The sequence below is a fragment of the Rhizobium sp. CFBP 13726 genome (assembly GCF_014841925.1).
GTDB lineage: Bacteria > Pseudomonadota > Alphaproteobacteria > Rhizobiales > Rhizobiaceae > Neorhizobium > Neorhizobium soli.
In genome coordinates this window covers 562,514-578,862 of record NZ_JACYUU010000003.1, presented here as the reverse complement: position 1 = coordinate 578,862, position 16,349 = coordinate 562,514, and the positions used below count along the sequence as shown (strand labels likewise).

The following is a 16,349-nucleotide window of genomic DNA, read 5'->3' as shown; positions in this document are numbered from 1 at the left end:
CGGCAATGCAGGCACTGCGAACCGCAATGGCACAGGGCACCTGATGGCCGTCAATTCCGCAATTCCGCGACGTTGGCAAACAGCTCCAGCGCGTCCGGGTTGGCAAGCGCCTCCCGATTTCTGACCGGCCGATTGTGAACGATATCGCGCACGGCAAGTTCGACGATCTTGCCGGATTTGGTGCGGGGAATATCGGCGACCTGGACGATCTTTGCCGGCACGTGCCGTGGCGAGGCGCCTGCGCGAATACGCGCCTTGATCTCCCTGGTCAGTCGGTCGTCCAGCGTCAGTCCGTCCGCCAGCCGGACGAACAGCACGACGCGCACATCCTCGTCCCAGTCCTGGCCGATACAGATCGCTTCGGCGATCTCGTCCATCTGCTCGACCTGATTGTAGATCTCAGCCGTGCCGATCCGAACCCCGCCGGGATTAAGCGTCGCATCGGAACGGCCATGGATGACGATGCCGCCATGGGTCGTCCATTCGGCGAAATCGCCGTGGCACCAGATGTTGTCGAACCGCTCGAAATAGGCGGCGCGGTATTTCTGGCCGTCTGGATCGTTCCAGAACATCAGCGGCATGGAGGGGAATGCCTTGGTGCAGACGAGTTCGCCCTTTTCGCCACGCACCGGCTGGCCCTCGTCGTTCCAGACATCCACGGCAAGGCCGAGGCCCGGCCCCTGGATCTCGCCGCGCCAGACCGGCTTCAGCGGATTGCCCAGCACGAAGCAGGAGACGATATCCGTGCCACCGGAGATGGAGGCGAGATGGACGTCGTTCTTGATGCCCTGATAGACGAAGGAAAAGCCTTCCGGTGACAGCGGCGAGCCCGTCGAGGTCACGAGGCGAAGGGTGGACAGATCGTGGCTCTGCGCAGGCACGATGCCACTTTTGCGCACGGCGTCGATATATTTCGCGGACGTGCCGAAAACGGCGAACCGCTCCTGTTCCGCATAGTCAAACAGGATGTTGCCATCCGGAGCAAAGGGCGAACCGTCATAGAGGCAGAGTGTGGCGCCAACTGCGAGACCGGAGACCAGCCAGTTCCACATCATCCAGCCGCATGTGGTGAAATAGAACAGGTTTTCACCCGGCTCGATGCCGCAATGCAGCCGATGTTCCTTCACATGCTGGAGAAGCGTGCCGCCGGCCGAGTGGACGATGCATTTCGGGACGCCGGTCGTGCCTGACGAAAACAGGATGTAGAGCGGATGCGAGAACGGCAGCGGCTCGAATTCGACGGTCCGTGCCGCAAACGGCGCCAGGAAATCGGCAAGCGCGCGGCCGTCGGAGAGGGTCTTTGCGAGCGGCGCGGCATTCTTGTCCTGCGACCCTGCATAGGGCACGACCAGAACCGGTACCCCGAGCGTCTTTGAAACCGCGTCGACCTTTGCCGACACATCCTGCAGTTTGCCGTTGTACCAGTAGCCATCGCAGGTGATGAACAGCTTTGGGCCGATCTGTCCGAACCGGTCCAGCACGCCCTGTTCACCGAAATCCGGTGAGCAGGAAGACCAGATTGCCCCGATAGAGGCTGCTGCCAGCATGCAGGCGATCGTTTCAGGCATATTCGGCATCATCGCGGCGATGCGATCTCCCCTGCCGATGCCGAGTGCGCGGTATGCCTGCTGAAGCCTTGACACCTCGCCCTGCAACCTTTCCCAGGACCAACGGTCCTTGACCTTGTCCTCGCCCCAGAAGACCAGAGCGTCCGAGGTCTTCGCGTCGGCTCCGCTGCCGGCAAGCAGGTTTTCGGCGAAGTTCAGGCGTGCATGGGGAAAGAAGCGGGCGGCGAGCATCTCGCCATCGTCGTCCAGGTAGACGTCGCCCTTGTCGCCCTTTACGCCGCAGAAATCCCAGACGGCGGACCAGAAATCGCCGCGCTGTTCGATCGACCAGCTGTGGAATGCGTCGTAATCCTCAAAACCGATTGAATACCGCTCGCTGCACCAGACGATGAAGCGGGCAAGCGGTGCTGTCCGCAACGTCTCCTCCGATGGCGACCAAAGCGGCTGCTGCTCACTCATGCAATTCTCCTCCTATGCCGTTCACAGGCGCGTCCCTGACCGTCTGTATATCATGCGATCTAAGGGGATAAAGCACTGGAGCGCGCGCTTGCTGCATTTGCGCGACGCCGGCATTTCCTATATTCGCGTGAGCCATGCCCAACGAGACAGACGGAAAGCTGCGCAGGACCTTCGGACGCCCCTTAGGGAAGCGGACGCGCATCGCCTTGATCGTCTTGGTTTCGCTGCTGAGCTTCTTCGTCGCCTTCCAGCTCGCGGCACCCTTCCTTGTTTCGACCGTGCTGGTACGGGAACGGATGGAGCGCGCCGTCGAGGAATGGATCGGCCACGACGTGTCGATCGGCGGACAGCCGTCGCTTGCCTTCTGGCCGGAGCCGCGCATCACATTCTCCGATGTAATGGTTCGCAACATCGATCATGGCAAGAAAGGCATGCTTGGCAGCGTCCGTGAACTGTCGGCGTCGTTCGATCTTCTGGGCGCGCTGGTGGGACAGCCGGAATTCAAGGATTTCCACCTCAAGGACCCGCAGCTTTTCGTGCTGCGCAAACCGGATGGGCGACTGGACTGGACCAATGACGGATTGCTCAGCCGCGCCGTTCGTGCTGTCAAAAGCGATGGCACCGGTCAGTTGCTGGACAATGCGAATGATGCGCCGATCGGCGATGTCCTGATCGAGAACGGCACGCTTCAGATTACCAACGAAGAGGATGGCCGCATCGTCCGGGTCGACCGGATCGACAGCGAGATCGACTGGTCCTATCTTTCACGCAGCGCGAGCTTCAAGGGCCAGGCAACGATTGCCGGCCGCAGGGTCACGGCCGATATCACCTCGCGCCAGCCTCTGCTTCTGTTTTCGGGCCGCAGCAGTAGCACTTCGGGCTCAATCCAGTCGGACCTGTTCAACGCCAAGTTCAGCGGCGTCGTCAACCTCGCGAGCCACGGCTTTTTGTCCGGAGATGCCGAATTTGCAACGGCGGATGGCGCCAAAGCCATGCAGTGGATGGGGTTCGACCTGCCAGGCACGGAAAAGCTGAAGCAGCTCTCCGTGAAGGCCCGGCTGATCACCAACGATACGGCGATGCGGTTCGAAAGCCTGTCGCTCGGTATCGACGACATCACGGCAAGCGGCATTCTGGACCTGACCATGCCGGCGGATGCTCCCCCGCGGCTGACCGGGACGCTCGCCCTCAACACCCGCGACGTGTTGCCGATGCTGGCCGAGATCGCGCCGCGACTTCTCGACAAAAGCGATCCCGCCGCAAGACTGCGCGACCGGCTCGAGCTGGATTTGAGGCTATCCGCACAAAGCGTCGAGATCGGCCCCTTCCAACTCAGCGAAGTTGCCGTCGGCATCATGAATATCGGTGACCAGTCACGGATCGATATTCTCGACAGCGATTTCGAAAACGGACGACTGACCGGCCGCATCGCGACGATCAAGGACGGGGAAACGGGCGGCGTTGCAATAAGGCTCTCCGTACAGGACGCCGACTTCGCCAGCGTGATCAGCCGGCTTGGCCTGACGGCCCCGCTACCCGGCGCCTCGGGCTCGCTCGAACTGGCGCTGGACGTGGCGCGACCGGTGACGGCGGAAACGCTGCGCAACGCCAAAGGATCTCTGCGCTTTCGTGCCGGCAGCGGAACTCTGCCCGGTGTGGACATGGCAGGCATAAGACGGCTGGCGACCCAAAAACCCTATTTCACGCTGAGCGAAGCAGGGACAGGAGCTTACGAATTCCAGAGTGTCGATATTAACGTCACCGTCGCCGATGGTTTAGCCGATATCCGCAACGGGCTGATCGTTGGAACCAACGAGCGTATTACGCTCAACGGCATCGTGCCCTATGCCAATAACAGCCTCGCGCTTTCTGCCGGTGTGCTCACAGATTCCAGCGGGACAACCAGCGGGGACGCTGCCGCTGGCCGCCCGGATGCCACCCACTTTTTCATCGGGGGATCCTGGCAGAACCCGGTGATCTGGCCGGTCGCAAAGCCCACGCCGAAGATCACCGAATAACACACGCCCTGACGGTTCAGCTCCCGGTCCGCAGCGCCATATGCTCGTCGCGGATACGCCGGACCTCGGCGCGCTTGGTGCCGATCGAGGTGGCGATGACGCCGAGTGTCACCAGCGCGATCAGGATCGTGCAGATCGCGTTGATCTCCGGCGTCACACCGAGCCTCACCTGCGAATAGATCTTGATTGGCAGCGTGGTGGCACCTGGCCCGGTGTTGAAGCTTGCGATCACAAGGTCGTCCAGCGACAGGGTGAAGGCGAGCATCCAGCCGGAGATGACGGCGGGCAGGATCAGCGGCAGGGTGATCTGGAAGAACGTCTTGACCGGCGGGCAGCCAAGATCGAGCGCTGCCTCTTCCAGACTGCGATCGAAGGTGAGAAGCCGCGACTGAACGACGATCGCCACGTAACACATGGTGAAGGTCGTGTGGGCGATGATGACAGTCCAGAACCCGCGATCGACGCCGATCGCCACGAACAGAAGCAGCAGCGACAGGCCGGTGATGACCTCTGGCATGACCAGCGGCGCATAGATCATGCCTGAGAACAGCATCTTTCCCGGAAACTTCTGGTAGCGGACCAGCGTCAGCGCGGCCAGCGTGCCGAGGATGGTACCGAACGTGGCGCTCAACAGACCGACGCGGGCCGTAACCCAGGCGGCATCCATAAGACCCTGGTTCGACCACATCGAGACGTACCAGTTGAGCGAGAAGCCGCCCCAGACCGTGACGAGCCGCGAGGCGTTGAACGAGTAGACGACCAGAATGATGATGGGGATGTAGAGGAAGGCGAAGCCAAGCGTCAGGACGGTGGCATCAAGGCGGTTCTTTGTCATCTCACGCCACCTTCTTCTGCTGGTTCTGGAATATGGCGATCGGCACGACCAGCATCAGCAGCAAGACCACTGCTACGGCCGACGCAAGCGGCCAGTCGCGGTTGCTGAAGAACTCCGTCCACAGCGTCTTGCCGATCATCAGCGTATCGGCGCCGCCCAGCAGATCCGGGATGACGAATTCGCCTGTGATCGGGATGAAGCAGATCATCGAACCTGCGATCACACCCGGCAGCGACAGCGGGAAGGTGATTTTCCAGAACGCCTTCCACGGCGGGCAGCCGAGATCGTTGGCGGCTTCCAGCAGAGTATTGTCCATCTTTTCGAGCGCCGCATAGAGCGGCAGGACCATGAAGGGCAGATAAGAATAGACGATGCCGATAAAGACGGCCGTGTCGGTTCGGAAGATCTCCACCTGTTCGTCAGGTCCCATCAACCCGATCGTCTGCAAGGCGAGCGTCAGCAACCCGTCCGGCTTCAGGATGCCGATCCAGGCATAGACGCGGATCAGGAACGAGGTCCAGAACGGCAGGATGACCAGCATCAGCAGGATCGGCCGGATGGAATTGGGTGCGCGCGCCATGGCAAGCGCCATCGGATAGCCGATGAGGAGAAGCAAGAACGTCGAGATCGCGGCAATCCGCAGCGACGACATATAGGCCTGGAAGTAAAGCGGGTCCTCGGTCAGGAACAGGTAGTTCTCGATGTCCAGCCCGGAGAGGAAATCACCTATTGCGCCCCAGCCGCCGAACACCGGCGTATAGGGCGGCATGGCAATGGCCGTATCCGACAGCGATATCTTGAAGATGATCAGGAAGGGCGCGACGAAGAACAGCAGCAGCCAGAGATAGGGCACTGCGACGACCAGCCAGCGGGCCGGGTTGGCATGCGGATTTTCGGCTGTCGTATCGGCCATGATCGCGCTCCCTATCGTGTCAGCACAAGGCCGGCATCGCGCGACCAGCTCAGCCACACCATGTCGCCGAAGGTGATCGGCCGATCGACCAAGCGCGAGACGTTGGCCTGCGCGGCGCGAACGATGCGGCCATCCTCCATCTTCACAAGAAACACCGAGAAGTCGCCGAGATAGCCGATGTCCCAGACTTCGCCATAGGCCGCATTGAGGGACGTATCGGCGGGCTGTTCCTGCGAGATGCGCACCTTTTCCGGGCGGACCGCGTAGGCGACGTGATCTCCCTTGACGGCCTGGCATTCCTGTTCTGCGGCAACGCTCAGACCGTCGCTGTCGATCCGCACCAGGCCGGGGGCGCCGAGCGCGCTATCGGTTTGCGTCACCGTGCCTTCGAGGATATTGATATCGCCGATGAAGTCCGCCACGTAGCGGCTGTTTGGCGCCTCGTAGATTTCGGCGGGCGTTGCCACCTGCATGATGATGCCCTTGTCCATAACCGCGATACGGTCGGACACGGTCATTGCCTCTTCCTGATCGTGGGTGACGATGAGGAAGGTGAGGCCCAGCGTCTGCTGGATATCCATCAGTTCGAACTGGGTTTCCTCGCGCAGCTTCTTGTCCAGCGCGCCGAGCGGTTCGTCGAGCAGCAGCACCTTGGGCCGCTTGGCAAGCGATCTTGCCAGCGCCACGCGCTGGCGCTGACCGCCGGAGAGCTGTGCGGGCTTGCGCTTCGCAAACTGCTCCAGCTTGACCAGCTTCAGCATTTCCTCGACGCGGGTATCGATCTCGCTCTTTTGCAGATTGTCCTGCTTGAGACCGAAGGCGATGTTCTTTTCGACCGACATATGCGGGAAGAGCGCGTAGGACTGGAACATCATGTTGGTCGGGCGCTTGTAGGGCGGCACGCCAGATATGTCCTTGCCCTGCAAAAGGATGCGGCCTTCCGTCGGCTCCTCGAAGCCTGCCAGCATCCGCATCAGCGTCGTCTTTCCGCAGCCGGACGGACCGAGCAGCGAGAAGAACTCCTTCTCGTAGATATCGAGCGTCAGATTGTCGACGGCGGTGAAATTGCCGAAACGCTTGGTGATGTTTTCAAAGCGGATGAAGGGCACCGACGCCGGATCGGTCCAGGGAGAGAATTTGCGTTTTACCGGTCCGAGTGTCTTCGCCATCGCCTGCCCCGCCTCGCGCTTGAAAAATATTGCCAGAAACAGATCGGGGCAGGTTTTGCCTGCCCCGAAGCCGATGGTTACTTGCCGGTCTTGATCTGGGTCCAGAGCCGGTTCAGCACGCGCTGTTCCTTGGGCCCGTAGGGCGAGATCGTGAAGAGTTTCTTGGTGATCTCTTCGGTCGGATAGACCGCCGGGTTTTCCAGCACTTCCTTGTCGATGAACTTCTGCGAGGCAAGGTTGCCATTGGCATACTGAACGTAGTTCGATGCCTTGGCGATCACTTCCGGCTTCATCAGGTAGTTGATGAATTCATGCGCTTCGGCCACGTTCTTGGCATCGGCCGGGATCGCAAGGTTGTCGAACCACATATAGGTTCCCTCCTTGGGGATCGAGAACTCGATGTTGACGCCGTTCTTGGCTTCCTCGGCGCGGGTCTTTGCCTGCAGAATGTCGCCCGACCAGCCGATGGTGATGCAGATGTCGCCGTTGGCGAGATCATCGATATAGGACGAGGAGTTGAACGTCTTTGCCGAGGAGCGGATGTCGGAATAGACCTTTCCGCCCGCTTCGAGATCCTTCGTTTCCTTGCTGTCGGGATCCTTGCCGACATAGTTCATGCCGATCGCGAAGGTTTCATCGGATGCGTCGAGGATGTTGACGCCGCAGGACTTGAGCTTTGCAGCATTTTCAGGCTTGAACAGCACGTCCCAGCTGTCGAGGGGCGTATCGCCGAGTGCCTTCTTGACCTTATCGACATTGTAGCCGATCCCGGTCGTGCCCCACATGTAGTTGACGGCGTATTCGTTGCCGGGATCGTATTTGGCAAGACGCGCCGAGATTTCCGGCCACAGGTTGGAAAGGTTGGGGATCTTGGACTTGTCGAGCTTCTGGAAGACGCCGGCCTGGATCTGGCGGGCGAGGAACGGGGCGGTCGGCACCACGACGTCGTAACCGGAGCCGCCGGCAAGCAGCTTGGTTTCCAGGATATCGTTGCTGTCAAAGACGTCGTAGACAACCTTGATGCCGGTTTCCTTGGTGAAGTCCTTCAGGATCGATTCATCGATGTAATCGGACCAGTTGTAGACATGCACCGTCCGTTCCTGGGCGGACACGTTCGACACGCCGAAAGCGGTCGCAGCCAATGCGGCGGCTATGCTGAGCAAATGGGCTTTCATCAATTCTCTCCTGTTGCAGCACCTGCAGCCACCGACCCTGCGCGGCAGGACGGTTCGCGCGAATTTCCCTATAATTTTGAGGAGAGTAGAAAGGAATTCCCCAGGCCACAAGGGGGAATGTGCAATGCAGCAGCGGTTACCGGAAATCGACGCCGCCTGAATCCATGCCCTTGTGCCAAGCCGAAATCGCAACCGGCTCATCGTTCACAAAAAGGGCGGCCCGAAAGCCGCCCCTTGTCATTTCATCTTCCCGCGCTCAGGCTGCCCGGCTATCCTGACGGGCCATTGATCTCTGGCTGTCGATCTTGAACTGCTGGACGAGGCCGAGCAGCATATCCGCCTCTTCAGCAAGTCGACGGCTCGCCTCGCTGGTTTCGCCCACCATGGCACCGTTCTGCTGGGTCATCTGATCCATCTTGTTGACGGAGCTGTTGATGTCCTGAAGCGCTGCGGCCTGGTCGCGGCTGGCAGTGGCGATCGTATCGACATGCTTGCTGATGATGGTGATGTCGCTGCTGATCGTGGCCAGCACTTCGCCGGCTTCCTGCACCAGCGTCGATCCGGAATGGACCTCGTGGCTGGACTGGTCGATCAGGCCCTTGATTTCCTTGGCCGCATCGGCGGAGCGCTGGGCCAGTTCACGCACTTCCTGGGCAACGACCGCAAAGCCCTTGCCGGCATCCCCTGCCCGCGCGGCTTCGATGCCGGCGTTCAAGGCGAGGAGGTTGGTCTGGAAGGCAATGTCGTCGATGACATCGATGATCAGCTCGATCTTCTTGGACGCTTCCTCGATCTTGCCCATCGCTTCGACGGCATTGCGGACCACGGTGCCGGAACTGTCGGCGCTCTTCTTGGTCTGCGTCACGGCGTCATTGGCTTCACGAGCGCGTTCGGCAGACGAGCGCACGGTGACGGTGATCTCGTCCACGGCGGCTGCCGTCTCTTCGAGCGAAGCGGCCTGGCTTTCGGTGCGGCGTGACAGGTCCGTCGACGAGTGGCTGAGATCGGAGCTGCTCTTCTGGATCAAGAGCGTGCTGGTGCGGATATGCGTCATCGTTTCACGCAGCCGCAGGATCGAATTGTTGAAATCGGTCCGCAGGCCTTCAAGACGACCGGAGAACGGCGTGTCGATCGATGCGGACAGATCGCCCTGGGACAGACGCGACAAGGCCGATCCAAGCTGCGTGACGGCGTGCTCGATCTGGGCGTCGACATGCTGCTTTTCGGTATCGTTGCGATGGCGATCCGCTTCCGCCTCGGCACGCTCTGCGGCGCTGCGGCTTTCGATCAGCTGCTTTTCGCGGTCCTTATCGCGGAAAACCTCAAGGGCTCTGGCAATGTTGCCGAATTCGTTCGGCAGCTGGAGATAGGGGATCGCACTCTTGTTATCGCCCTGCGCAATGGCGCGGACGCTGCCGGTCAGCACGCCGAGCGGGCGCACGAGAGCCCGGATGGCGAAAAAGCTGAAGAAGCCGAGCACCAGAAGCGCGATCGCCGACGTGCCGATGAGGATATAAGCAGACGACGCGATATGGGCGAAATAGACTTCCATCGGAACACCGATGAAGAGGACGCCGGTGACTGCACCTGCGGCAGTGGTGATCGGGTAATACCCGGTCATGTAGTCCTTGCCGAACAGAACCGCGTTTCCGAAATAGGATTCGCTCTTGCCGAGCTTCGGCTGCGCCGGATGTTCGGGAGCAAGCTTCGTGCCGATGGCGCGCTCACCCTTTTCCGTCTTCACGTTGGTGGAGATGCGGACGTAGTCTGCGCCCTGCTTTTCAAAAATCGTTGCAACGCCGCCGATGGCAGCAGCGGCACGGTCGACCACGTCATGGCCTTTCAGAGCGCCTTCGCCCTGGAGAACCTTGTTGACGACTTCGTCGCGGATCTCGGTCTTCGCACCGGGCAGTTCCAGCTCATAAAGAAGCCCCAGCGTGCGCATCGCCTTATAGGCATCGGCACGTGCACTCGACATGACGTCGTTCCGAAGATTGACATAGGCAAGCCCGGAAAGAGTAGCCGCTGCCACGGAAACGAGAAAAAGGCAGAGGAGAACAATCCGGGATACAACGGATGAGGGGAGAAGCTTCTTGGTCAAAACAGGGCTCTTTCCAAAATGTGAGAGACACTGTTGTTTTTGACGGAGATATCTGAAGATTAGATAAATAGGAAATTGACGTAACTCAAGCGACCGACGTAGATCCAGAGCTACACCGACGCCGTTACTCGTTCACACATTCCTTGCCGCAGCAAGGCTGCGGGGAGACTACGTCAGAAGTAGAAAGGAACCGAAAGAAGAGCAACAGTTGCTCCAATCGCCATCGCCAGAAATCTTACGCGGATCAACTTTGCGTTATCCTGGGTCTTGGCAATAGCAATTGCACGGGCGTTGCGGGTCTTCTGCATAGGTATCCGACTCCACGATCTTGGTGATGGCCGCCGGAAGCCGGCGGGTACGCAGCCTATAGACCAAACAAATGGGCTGGCATTAAGGCAGCATCCTCCAGGCATATTAACAACACCTGAATCGAGCACAACTGGCATTTCTACCTAGAGGCTGTCTCCGCAAGCATAGCCGGAAGACCAGGCCCACTGGAAGTTATAGCCGCCAAGCCAGCCTGTAACGTCGACGCACTCGCCGATGAAATACAAGCCTGGCACGGCCTTGGCCTGCATCGTTTTGGAATCCAGTGCGGAAGTATCGATACCACCCAGCGTGACCTCGGCCGTGCGATACCCTTCCGAACCGGCGGGGCGGATCTTCCAGTCCTGGATCGATGCTGCAAGCCCTGTCAGCATCTTGTCGGAGAGATCGGCGAGATTGCCGGTGACGCCCCGGTTTTCGACGAAGTATTGGGCAAGACGCTTGGGCAGTATTTCGCCAAGCGCCGTCTGCGCCGCCTGTCTGCCGTTCGTCTTGCGGGCCGCCTTCAGTGCATCGCTGATTGAGGCATCCGGTTCGATCGACAGCGTGATGTCGTCACCTTCCCGCCAATAGGAGGAAATCTGCAGGATGGACGGGCCACTGAGGCCGCGATGGGTAAACAGCATGGCCTCGCGAAATCCCGTCCGGCCGTGGCGCACTTCTGCAGGAACCGCGATCCCAGACAGCGGCGACAGTTTTTCGAGTGTGTTCTGATCGAAGGTCAGCGGCACGAGGCCGGGGCGCGTCTCGACCAGCTTGAGCCCGAACTGATCGGCAATCTCGTAGGCAAAACCGGTCGCACCCATTTTGGGAATGGACTTGCCGCCCGTTGCCACCACCAGCGACCCGGTTTCGAACGGGCCGGCAGAGGTGGCCAGCCGATACCCGTCGGGCGATTTTTCGATGCCGTCGATCGCCGTCTGAAGCTTCAGGGACACTTTCGCGGCCGACATTTCCGCCAGCAGCATGGCGATGATGTCCTTGGCACTGTTGTCGCAGAACAGTTGGCCGAGCGTCTTTTCATGCCAGGCAATGCGATGCCGTTCCACCAGATCGAGGAAGTCACGGGCCGTGTAGCGGGCGAGCGCGGATTTGACGAAATGCGCGTTTCCGGAGAGGAAATGCTGGGGGGCCGCACCGATATTGGTGAAGTTGCAGCGGCCGCCGCCGGAGATGCGGATCTTCTCGCCGGGTGCCTTGGCATGGTCGAGCACCAGCACCGACCGGCCGCGCTGGCCGGCCCGGATGGCGCACATCATGCCGGCGGCACCGGCGCCCAACACGATCACATCGAATTTCTGTGCCAAAGGTCATCCTCTCGTCATCGACTTGCTGTTTTCGATTGGGGCCACCAAGTCAAGATGGCGGCGCTAGAATAGCGAAGTCGGCTCGATCATTGCCAAAGAGTGTTCCCAAACATCATTCCATGGCTATGATGGGGCTCCGATCAACATGACCCCGGTGTGTTATGCCGCGCAAGAAATCTTCCCCTGTCCTGGCAACCGGAACCGTGGCGAAAGCCGCGACAGCCCAGCCGACGCTGACTTCGCTTCGCGGCGTTGCAGACTGGCGCGAGGCGGCCGCTTGGCTTCGGGCACGCGGGATCGAAGACATCGAATGCATCACGCCCGATCTTGCCGGTGTGCCGCGCGGCAAGATGATGCCCTCGTCGAAGTTCACCTCCAACACCTCGCTGGCGCTGCCTTCGGCGCTCTATCGTCATACGATCTCCGGTGAATATCCCGACGAGACGGCAAACTTCCGCTATGAGCCGCGCGACAGCGATCTCAAGCTGATGCCTGACCTTTCGACGCTTGCCGTCGTGCCCTGGGAAAGCGACCCGACGGCGCAGGTCATCTGCGACATCGTCGATACCGACGGCCAGGCGGTGTCCTATACGCCGCGCAACGTTTTGAAGAACATCGTCAAGCTCTATAACGACCGCGGATGGAAGCCGGTCGTGGCGCCGGAGATCGAGTTCTATCTGGTCGCCAAGAACGACGACCCGGATTACCCACTGCATCCACCGAAGGGCCGCTCCGGTCGGTCGATCCTCGGTGGACAGAGCTATTCGATTGCCGGCATCAACGAGTTCGACGAACTGATCGACGACATCTACCATTTCTCCGAAAAGCAGGGCCTCGAGATCGATACGCTGATCCACGAGGAAGGCCCGGCGCAGCTGGAAATCAACCTTCGCCACGGCGATCCGGTGGAACTGGCCGACCAGGTGTTCATGTTCAAGCGCACCATTCGCGAGGCGGCACTGAAACACGGCATCTACGCAACCTTCATGGCAAAGCCGATGCAGGGCCAGGCGGGATCGGCGATGCACATCCACCAGTCGGTGGTGGAGATCGAGACCGGAAAGAACGTCTTCTCAAATGCCGACGGTTCGGCATCGGAGGAATTCTTCCACTTTATCGGCGGCATGCAGGCCTTCATTCCGAAGGCGCTGGTGATGATGGCGCCTTACGTGAATTCCTACCGGCGCCTGACGCCGGATATGGCGGCACCCGTCAACTCCGCCTGGGGTTACGACAACCGCACCACGGCCTTTCGCGTACCGGTTTCGGACGCGAACTCGCGGCGTGTCGAGAACCGGTTGCCGAGCTCCGATGCAAATCCGTATCTTGCGCTTGCTGCCTCTCTCGGCTGCGGCCTGCTCGGCATCAAAAACAGGCTCGATCCGACACCGCCCACGGAAGATTCCGCCAATGAAGGCGAGATCGACCTGCCGCGCGACCTTCTGAAGGCCGTCTCGCTGCTCGAGGACGAGCCGGCGCTTGCGGAAGTGTTCAGCAAGGAATTCATCGGCCTTTATGCCGGCGTGAAGCGTGGGGAGTTCGAGACGTTCATGCAGGTGATCAGCCCTTGGGAACGGGAATTCCTGCTCCTCAACGTGTGAGGGAAAAGGTATCTTGGACAATTGGCAGAGCCCCATCGCCTCGGGCATTTCTTGGTATCAGGCAAGCGTTGGCGACCGGGCGACCTACCCTCCCCTCGACGGCTCGAAGAGCGTTGACGTTGCCATCATCGGCGGCGGCTATACCGGGCTCCAGGCCGCCTACACGCTGGCGAAAGCCGGCACGTCGGTGGTGCTGATCGAGGCCGCGCATTTTGGCGATGGCGCATCGGGACGCAATGGCGGACAGTTGGGCACCGGCCAGCGCTCATGGCCGGAAGAGATCGAGGAAAAGCTGGGTTTCGAGCGCTCGAAAGCGCTGTTCGACATGGCCGAGGGCGCCAAGCGCTATCTGATGGATTTCGCGTCCGCCCACGGCATCGACATGGAATACGTGCCGGGACAGCTGAACGTTGCCCACAAGCGGGGATACGAGCGATATTACCAGGCCAATGCCGCAATCGCGGCCGAGCGCTACGGCTATCCGCATGTGACGTTCATGGGCGCGGAGGAAACCGCCGAGCGGGTCGGCACGACCGACTACCATTGCGGCGTGCGCGACATGGGAACCGGCCATATCCATCCGCTGAAGCTCCTGATCGGACTGGCACGGGTGGCGCATGACGCAGGCGCTGCGATCCACGAGGGAACGCCGGCAACCAGGATCACGCAGTCCGGCGGCAAGACGCTGATCGAGACGCCGCGCGGCACGATTTCGGCCGCTCGGGTTCTGCTTGCCACCAACGCCTATATCGGCAATCTCGAACCGGTGACCGGCGCGCATATCATGCCGATCGGATCCTTTATCGCGGCAACCGAACCGCTCGACGAGTTTCCGCAGGTCATTCCCGGTGGCGAGGCCGTCTGCGACAGCCGTTTCGTGGTGCGCTACTTCCGCAAGTCGCTGGACAACCGGCTGTTGTTCGGTGGCCGCGAGGTCTACACGTCGAGCAATCCGAAGGACACGGCCGAGGCCATCCGCCGCCAGATCGTCGATACCTATCCGGCGCTGAAGGATGTCCAGATCACCCATGCCTGGGGCGGCAATGTCGGGATTACCCTGCCGCGGCATCCGTTCGTTCGCGAGGTGATGCCGGGCGTCACATCGATCGGCGGCTATTCCGGTCATGGCGTGATGCTGTCGAATTATTGCGGCAAACTCTACGCCGATATGGTCCTGGGAAATCGCACCGAGCTCGATTGTCTGCGGGACCTCGACATACCGTCCTTCCCCGGCGGGCGGCGCATGCGAAGCCCTCTTCTGTTCCTCGCGCTGACTTGGTTTGCGCTCAGAGACAGGATGTGAGACGCCTCCCCTACCGCCCAGTTGCGATTTCGGGCTAGCGTTTTTAAATCGATTAGAATATGTGTTCCACCAACTATGCGAGATGAAAGAATAGCGATGAGCAGCCAGATCATCCCAGTCGAGCCGTTTGATTGCGTCGTTTTCGGCGGCACCGGCGACCTTGCGGAGCGCAAGCTTCTGCCGGCCCTCTACCATCGTCAGATCGAAGGCCATTTCACCGAACCAACCCGAATCATCGGCGCATCGCGCAGCGCGCTTTCGCACGACGACTACCGCAAGTTCGCCCAGGACGCCCTCAAGGAGCATCTCAAGAAGGGTGAATACGACGAGGCGGAAGTCGAGAAGTTCTGCAAGCGTCTCTATTACGTGTCCGTCGATGCGAAATCGGAAGGCGGATGGGCCGAGCTGAAGAAGCTGCTCGACGAGGGCAAGGACCGCGTCCGCGTGTTCTATCTCGCCGTCGCGCCTGGAATTTTCGGTGCCATTTCCGAAAAAATCCGCGATCACAAGATGATCACCAAGCAGACCCGTATCGTCGTCGAAAAGCCGATCGGCCGCGACCTTGCGTCAGCGCTGGCGCTCAACGACCAGATCGGCAAGGTCTTCCCGGAAGAACAGATCTTCCGCATCGACCACTACCTCGGCAAGGAAACCGTGCAGAACCTGATGGCGCTGCGGTTTGCCAACGCGCTCTATGAGCCGCTGTGGAACGCCAACCATATCGACCACGTGCAAATCACCGTTGCCGAAGCGGTGGGCCTCGAAGGTCGCGCGGGTTACTACGATACGGCGGGTGCTCTGCGCGACATGGTGCAGAACCACATCATGCAGCTCGTGTGCCTTGTGGCGATGGAAGTCCCATCGTCGATGGACCAGGAAGCCGTTCGCGACGAAAAGCTGAAAGTGCTGCGTGCGCTGAAGCCGATCAACGAATCCAACGTTCAGCAGATGACGGTGCGGGGCCAGTACCGCGCCGGCGCTTCGGCAGGCGGCGCCGTCAAAGGCTATCTGGAAGAGCTGGAAGGCGGCGTTTCCAACACCGAGACCTTCGTTGCCATCAAGGCCGAAATCGGCAACTGGCGCTGGGCCGGCGTTCCCTTCTACATCCGCACCGGCAAGCGCCTTGCGAGCCGCATGTCGGAAATCGTCATCACCTTCAAGCCGATCCCGCACAATATCTTCGATGCGAGCGCTGGCCGGATTGCAGCCAACCAGCTGATCATCCGCCTGCAGCCGGACGAAGGCGTCAAGCAGTCCCTGATGATCAAGGACCCGGGTCCGGGCGGCATGCGCCTGCGCGAAGTGTCGCTGGACATGAGCTTTGCTGCTGCCTTCAACGTGCGCAACCCGGATGCCTACGAGCGTCTTCTGATGGACACGATCCGTTCCAACCAGACGCTGTTCATGCGTCGCGACGAAGTGGAAGCCGCATGGCGCTGGGTCGACCCGATCCTCAAGGGTTGGGAAGCCGCCGGCCAGCAGGTTCAGGGCTATACGGCCGGAACCTGGGGACCGAGCCAGGCGATTGCCCTGATCGAGCGCGACGGTCGCACGTGGCACGAGACCTGAGGTA

12 protein-coding genes are annotated in these 16,349 nt (G+C 60.5%); 4 read left to right on the top strand and 8 right to left on the bottom strand.

The genetic code is table 11. The features are described from left to right. Window positions 1-50: 50 nt before the first annotated feature. Window positions 51-2,027, bottom strand: coding sequence for an acetoacetate--CoA ligase (locus IFT66_RS16730; RefSeq protein ID WP_192078261.1), 1,977 nt, complete (start codon window positions 2,025-2,027; stop codon window positions 51-53). Between the two features lie 134 nt (window positions 2,028-2,161). On the opposite strand from IFT66_RS16730, the gene IFT66_RS16725 reads away from it, so the two are divergent. Next, on the top strand, window positions 2,162-4,045 hold the full coding sequence (locus tag IFT66_RS16725) for an AsmA family protein (RefSeq protein WP_192078260.1): 1,884 nt from the start codon (window positions 2,162-2,164) through the stop codon (window positions 4,043-4,045). A 16-nt stretch (window positions 4,046-4,061) separates the two neighbouring features. On the opposite strand, the gene IFT66_RS16720 is transcribed toward IFT66_RS16725, so the two are convergent. The 7 genes from IFT66_RS16720 to IFT66_RS16695 all read right to left on the bottom strand — a co-directional run bounded on the left by IFT66_RS16720 (window position 4,062) and on the right by IFT66_RS16695 (window position 11,872). Then, on the bottom strand, window positions 4,062-4,880 hold the full coding sequence (locus tag IFT66_RS16720; protein ID WP_062453767.1) for an ABC transporter permease: 819 nt from the start codon (window positions 4,878-4,880) through the stop codon (window positions 4,062-4,064). A gap of 1 nt (window position 4,881) precedes the next feature. Beyond that, window positions 4,882-5,793: an ABC transporter permease subunit gene (locus IFT66_RS16715; RefSeq protein ID WP_192078259.1), complete on the bottom strand. Its 912-nt coding sequence runs from the start codon at window positions 5,791-5,793 to the stop codon at window positions 4,882-4,884. Window positions 5,794-5,804: 11 nt separating this feature from the next. Continuing rightward, the gene (locus tag IFT66_RS16710) at window positions 5,805-6,962 is read right to left on the bottom strand and encodes an ABC transporter ATP-binding protein (protein WP_192078258.1); all 1,158 of its coding nucleotides are present in this window, start codon (window positions 6,960-6,962) and stop codon (window positions 5,805-5,807) included. 77 nt (window positions 6,963-7,039) lie between these two features. Then, complete coding sequence (locus tag IFT66_RS16705; protein WP_192078257.1) at window positions 7,040-8,137, bottom strand: polyamine ABC transporter substrate-binding protein; 1,098 nt, start codon at window positions 8,135-8,137, stop codon at window positions 7,040-7,042. 256 nt (window positions 8,138-8,393) lie between these two features. Continuing rightward, window positions 8,394-10,115, bottom strand: a complete 1,722-nt coding sequence (locus tag IFT66_RS16700; protein ID WP_249406466.1) for a methyl-accepting chemotaxis protein — start codon at window positions 10,113-10,115, stop codon at window positions 8,394-8,396. A gap of 296 nt (window positions 10,116-10,411) precedes the next feature. Next, complete coding sequence (locus IFT66_RS23760) at window positions 10,412-10,546, bottom strand: hypothetical protein (protein WP_274604857.1); 135 nt, start codon at window positions 10,544-10,546, stop codon at window positions 10,412-10,414. Window positions 10,547-10,690: 144 nt separating this feature from the next. Beyond that, window positions 10,691-11,872, bottom strand: a complete 1,182-nt coding sequence (locus IFT66_RS16695; RefSeq protein ID WP_192078255.1) for an NAD(P)/FAD-dependent oxidoreductase — start codon at window positions 11,870-11,872, stop codon at window positions 10,691-10,693. 161 nt (window positions 11,873-12,033) lie between these two features. On the opposite strand from IFT66_RS16695, the gene IFT66_RS16690 reads away from it, so the two are divergent. From IFT66_RS16690 to zwf, 3 genes are all read left to right on the top strand, one after another. Next, window positions 12,034-13,473: a glutamine synthetase family protein gene (locus tag IFT66_RS16690; RefSeq protein ID WP_062453771.1), complete on the top strand. Its 1,440-nt coding sequence runs from the start codon at window positions 12,034-12,036 to the stop codon at window positions 13,471-13,473. Between the two features lie 13 nt (window positions 13,474-13,486). Further along, window positions 13,487-14,776 carry an NAD(P)/FAD-dependent oxidoreductase gene (locus IFT66_RS16685; RefSeq protein WP_192078254.1) on the top strand — a complete coding sequence of 430 codons (1,290 nt, stop codon included), beginning with the start codon at window positions 13,487-13,489 and terminating at the stop codon, window positions 14,774-14,776. Between the two features lie 96 nt (window positions 14,777-14,872). Further along, window positions 14,873-16,345, top strand: a complete 1,473-nt coding sequence (gene zwf, locus IFT66_RS16680) for a glucose-6-phosphate dehydrogenase (RefSeq protein ID WP_062453773.1) — start codon at window positions 14,873-14,875, stop codon at window positions 16,343-16,345. Window positions 16,346-16,349 lie beyond the last annotated feature (4 nt).

Bases quoted from the DNA above. Each gene is read 5' to 3' on its own strand.
- IFT66_RS16730 (WP_192078261.1), bottom strand. From the start codon at position 2,027: ATGAGTGAGCAGCAGCCGCTTTGGTCGCCATCGGAGGAGACGTTGCGG.
- IFT66_RS16725 (WP_192078260.1), top strand. From the start codon at position 2,162: ATGCCCAACGAGACAGACGGAAAGCTGCGCAGGACCTTCGGACGCCCC.
- IFT66_RS16720 (WP_062453767.1), bottom strand. From the start codon at position 4,880: ATGACAAAGAACCGCCTTGATGCCACCGTCCTGACGCTTGGCTTCGCC.
- IFT66_RS16715 (WP_192078259.1), bottom strand. From the start codon at position 5,793: ATGGCCGATACGACAGCCGAAAATCCGCATGCCAACCCGGCCCGCTGG.
- IFT66_RS16710 (WP_192078258.1), bottom strand. From the start codon at position 6,962: ATGGCGAAGACACTCGGACCGGTAAAACGCAAATTCTCTCCCTGGACC.
- IFT66_RS16705 (WP_192078257.1), bottom strand. From the start codon at position 8,137: ATGAAAGCCCATTTGCTCAGCATAGCCGCCGCATTGGCTGCGACCGCT.
- IFT66_RS16700 (WP_249406466.1), bottom strand. From the start codon at position 10,115: ATGTCGAGTGCACGTGCCGATGCCTATAAGGCGATGCGCACGCTGGGG.
- IFT66_RS23760 (WP_274604857.1), bottom strand. From the start codon at position 10,546: ATGCAGAAGACCCGCAACGCCCGTGCAATTGCTATTGCCAAGACCCAG.
- IFT66_RS16690 (WP_062453771.1), top strand. From the start codon at position 12,034: ATGCCGCGCAAGAAATCTTCCCCTGTCCTGGCAACCGGAACCGTGGCG.
- zwf (WP_062453773.1), top strand. From the start codon at position 14,873: ATGAGCAGCCAGATCATCCCAGTCGAGCCGTTTGATTGCGTCGTTTTC.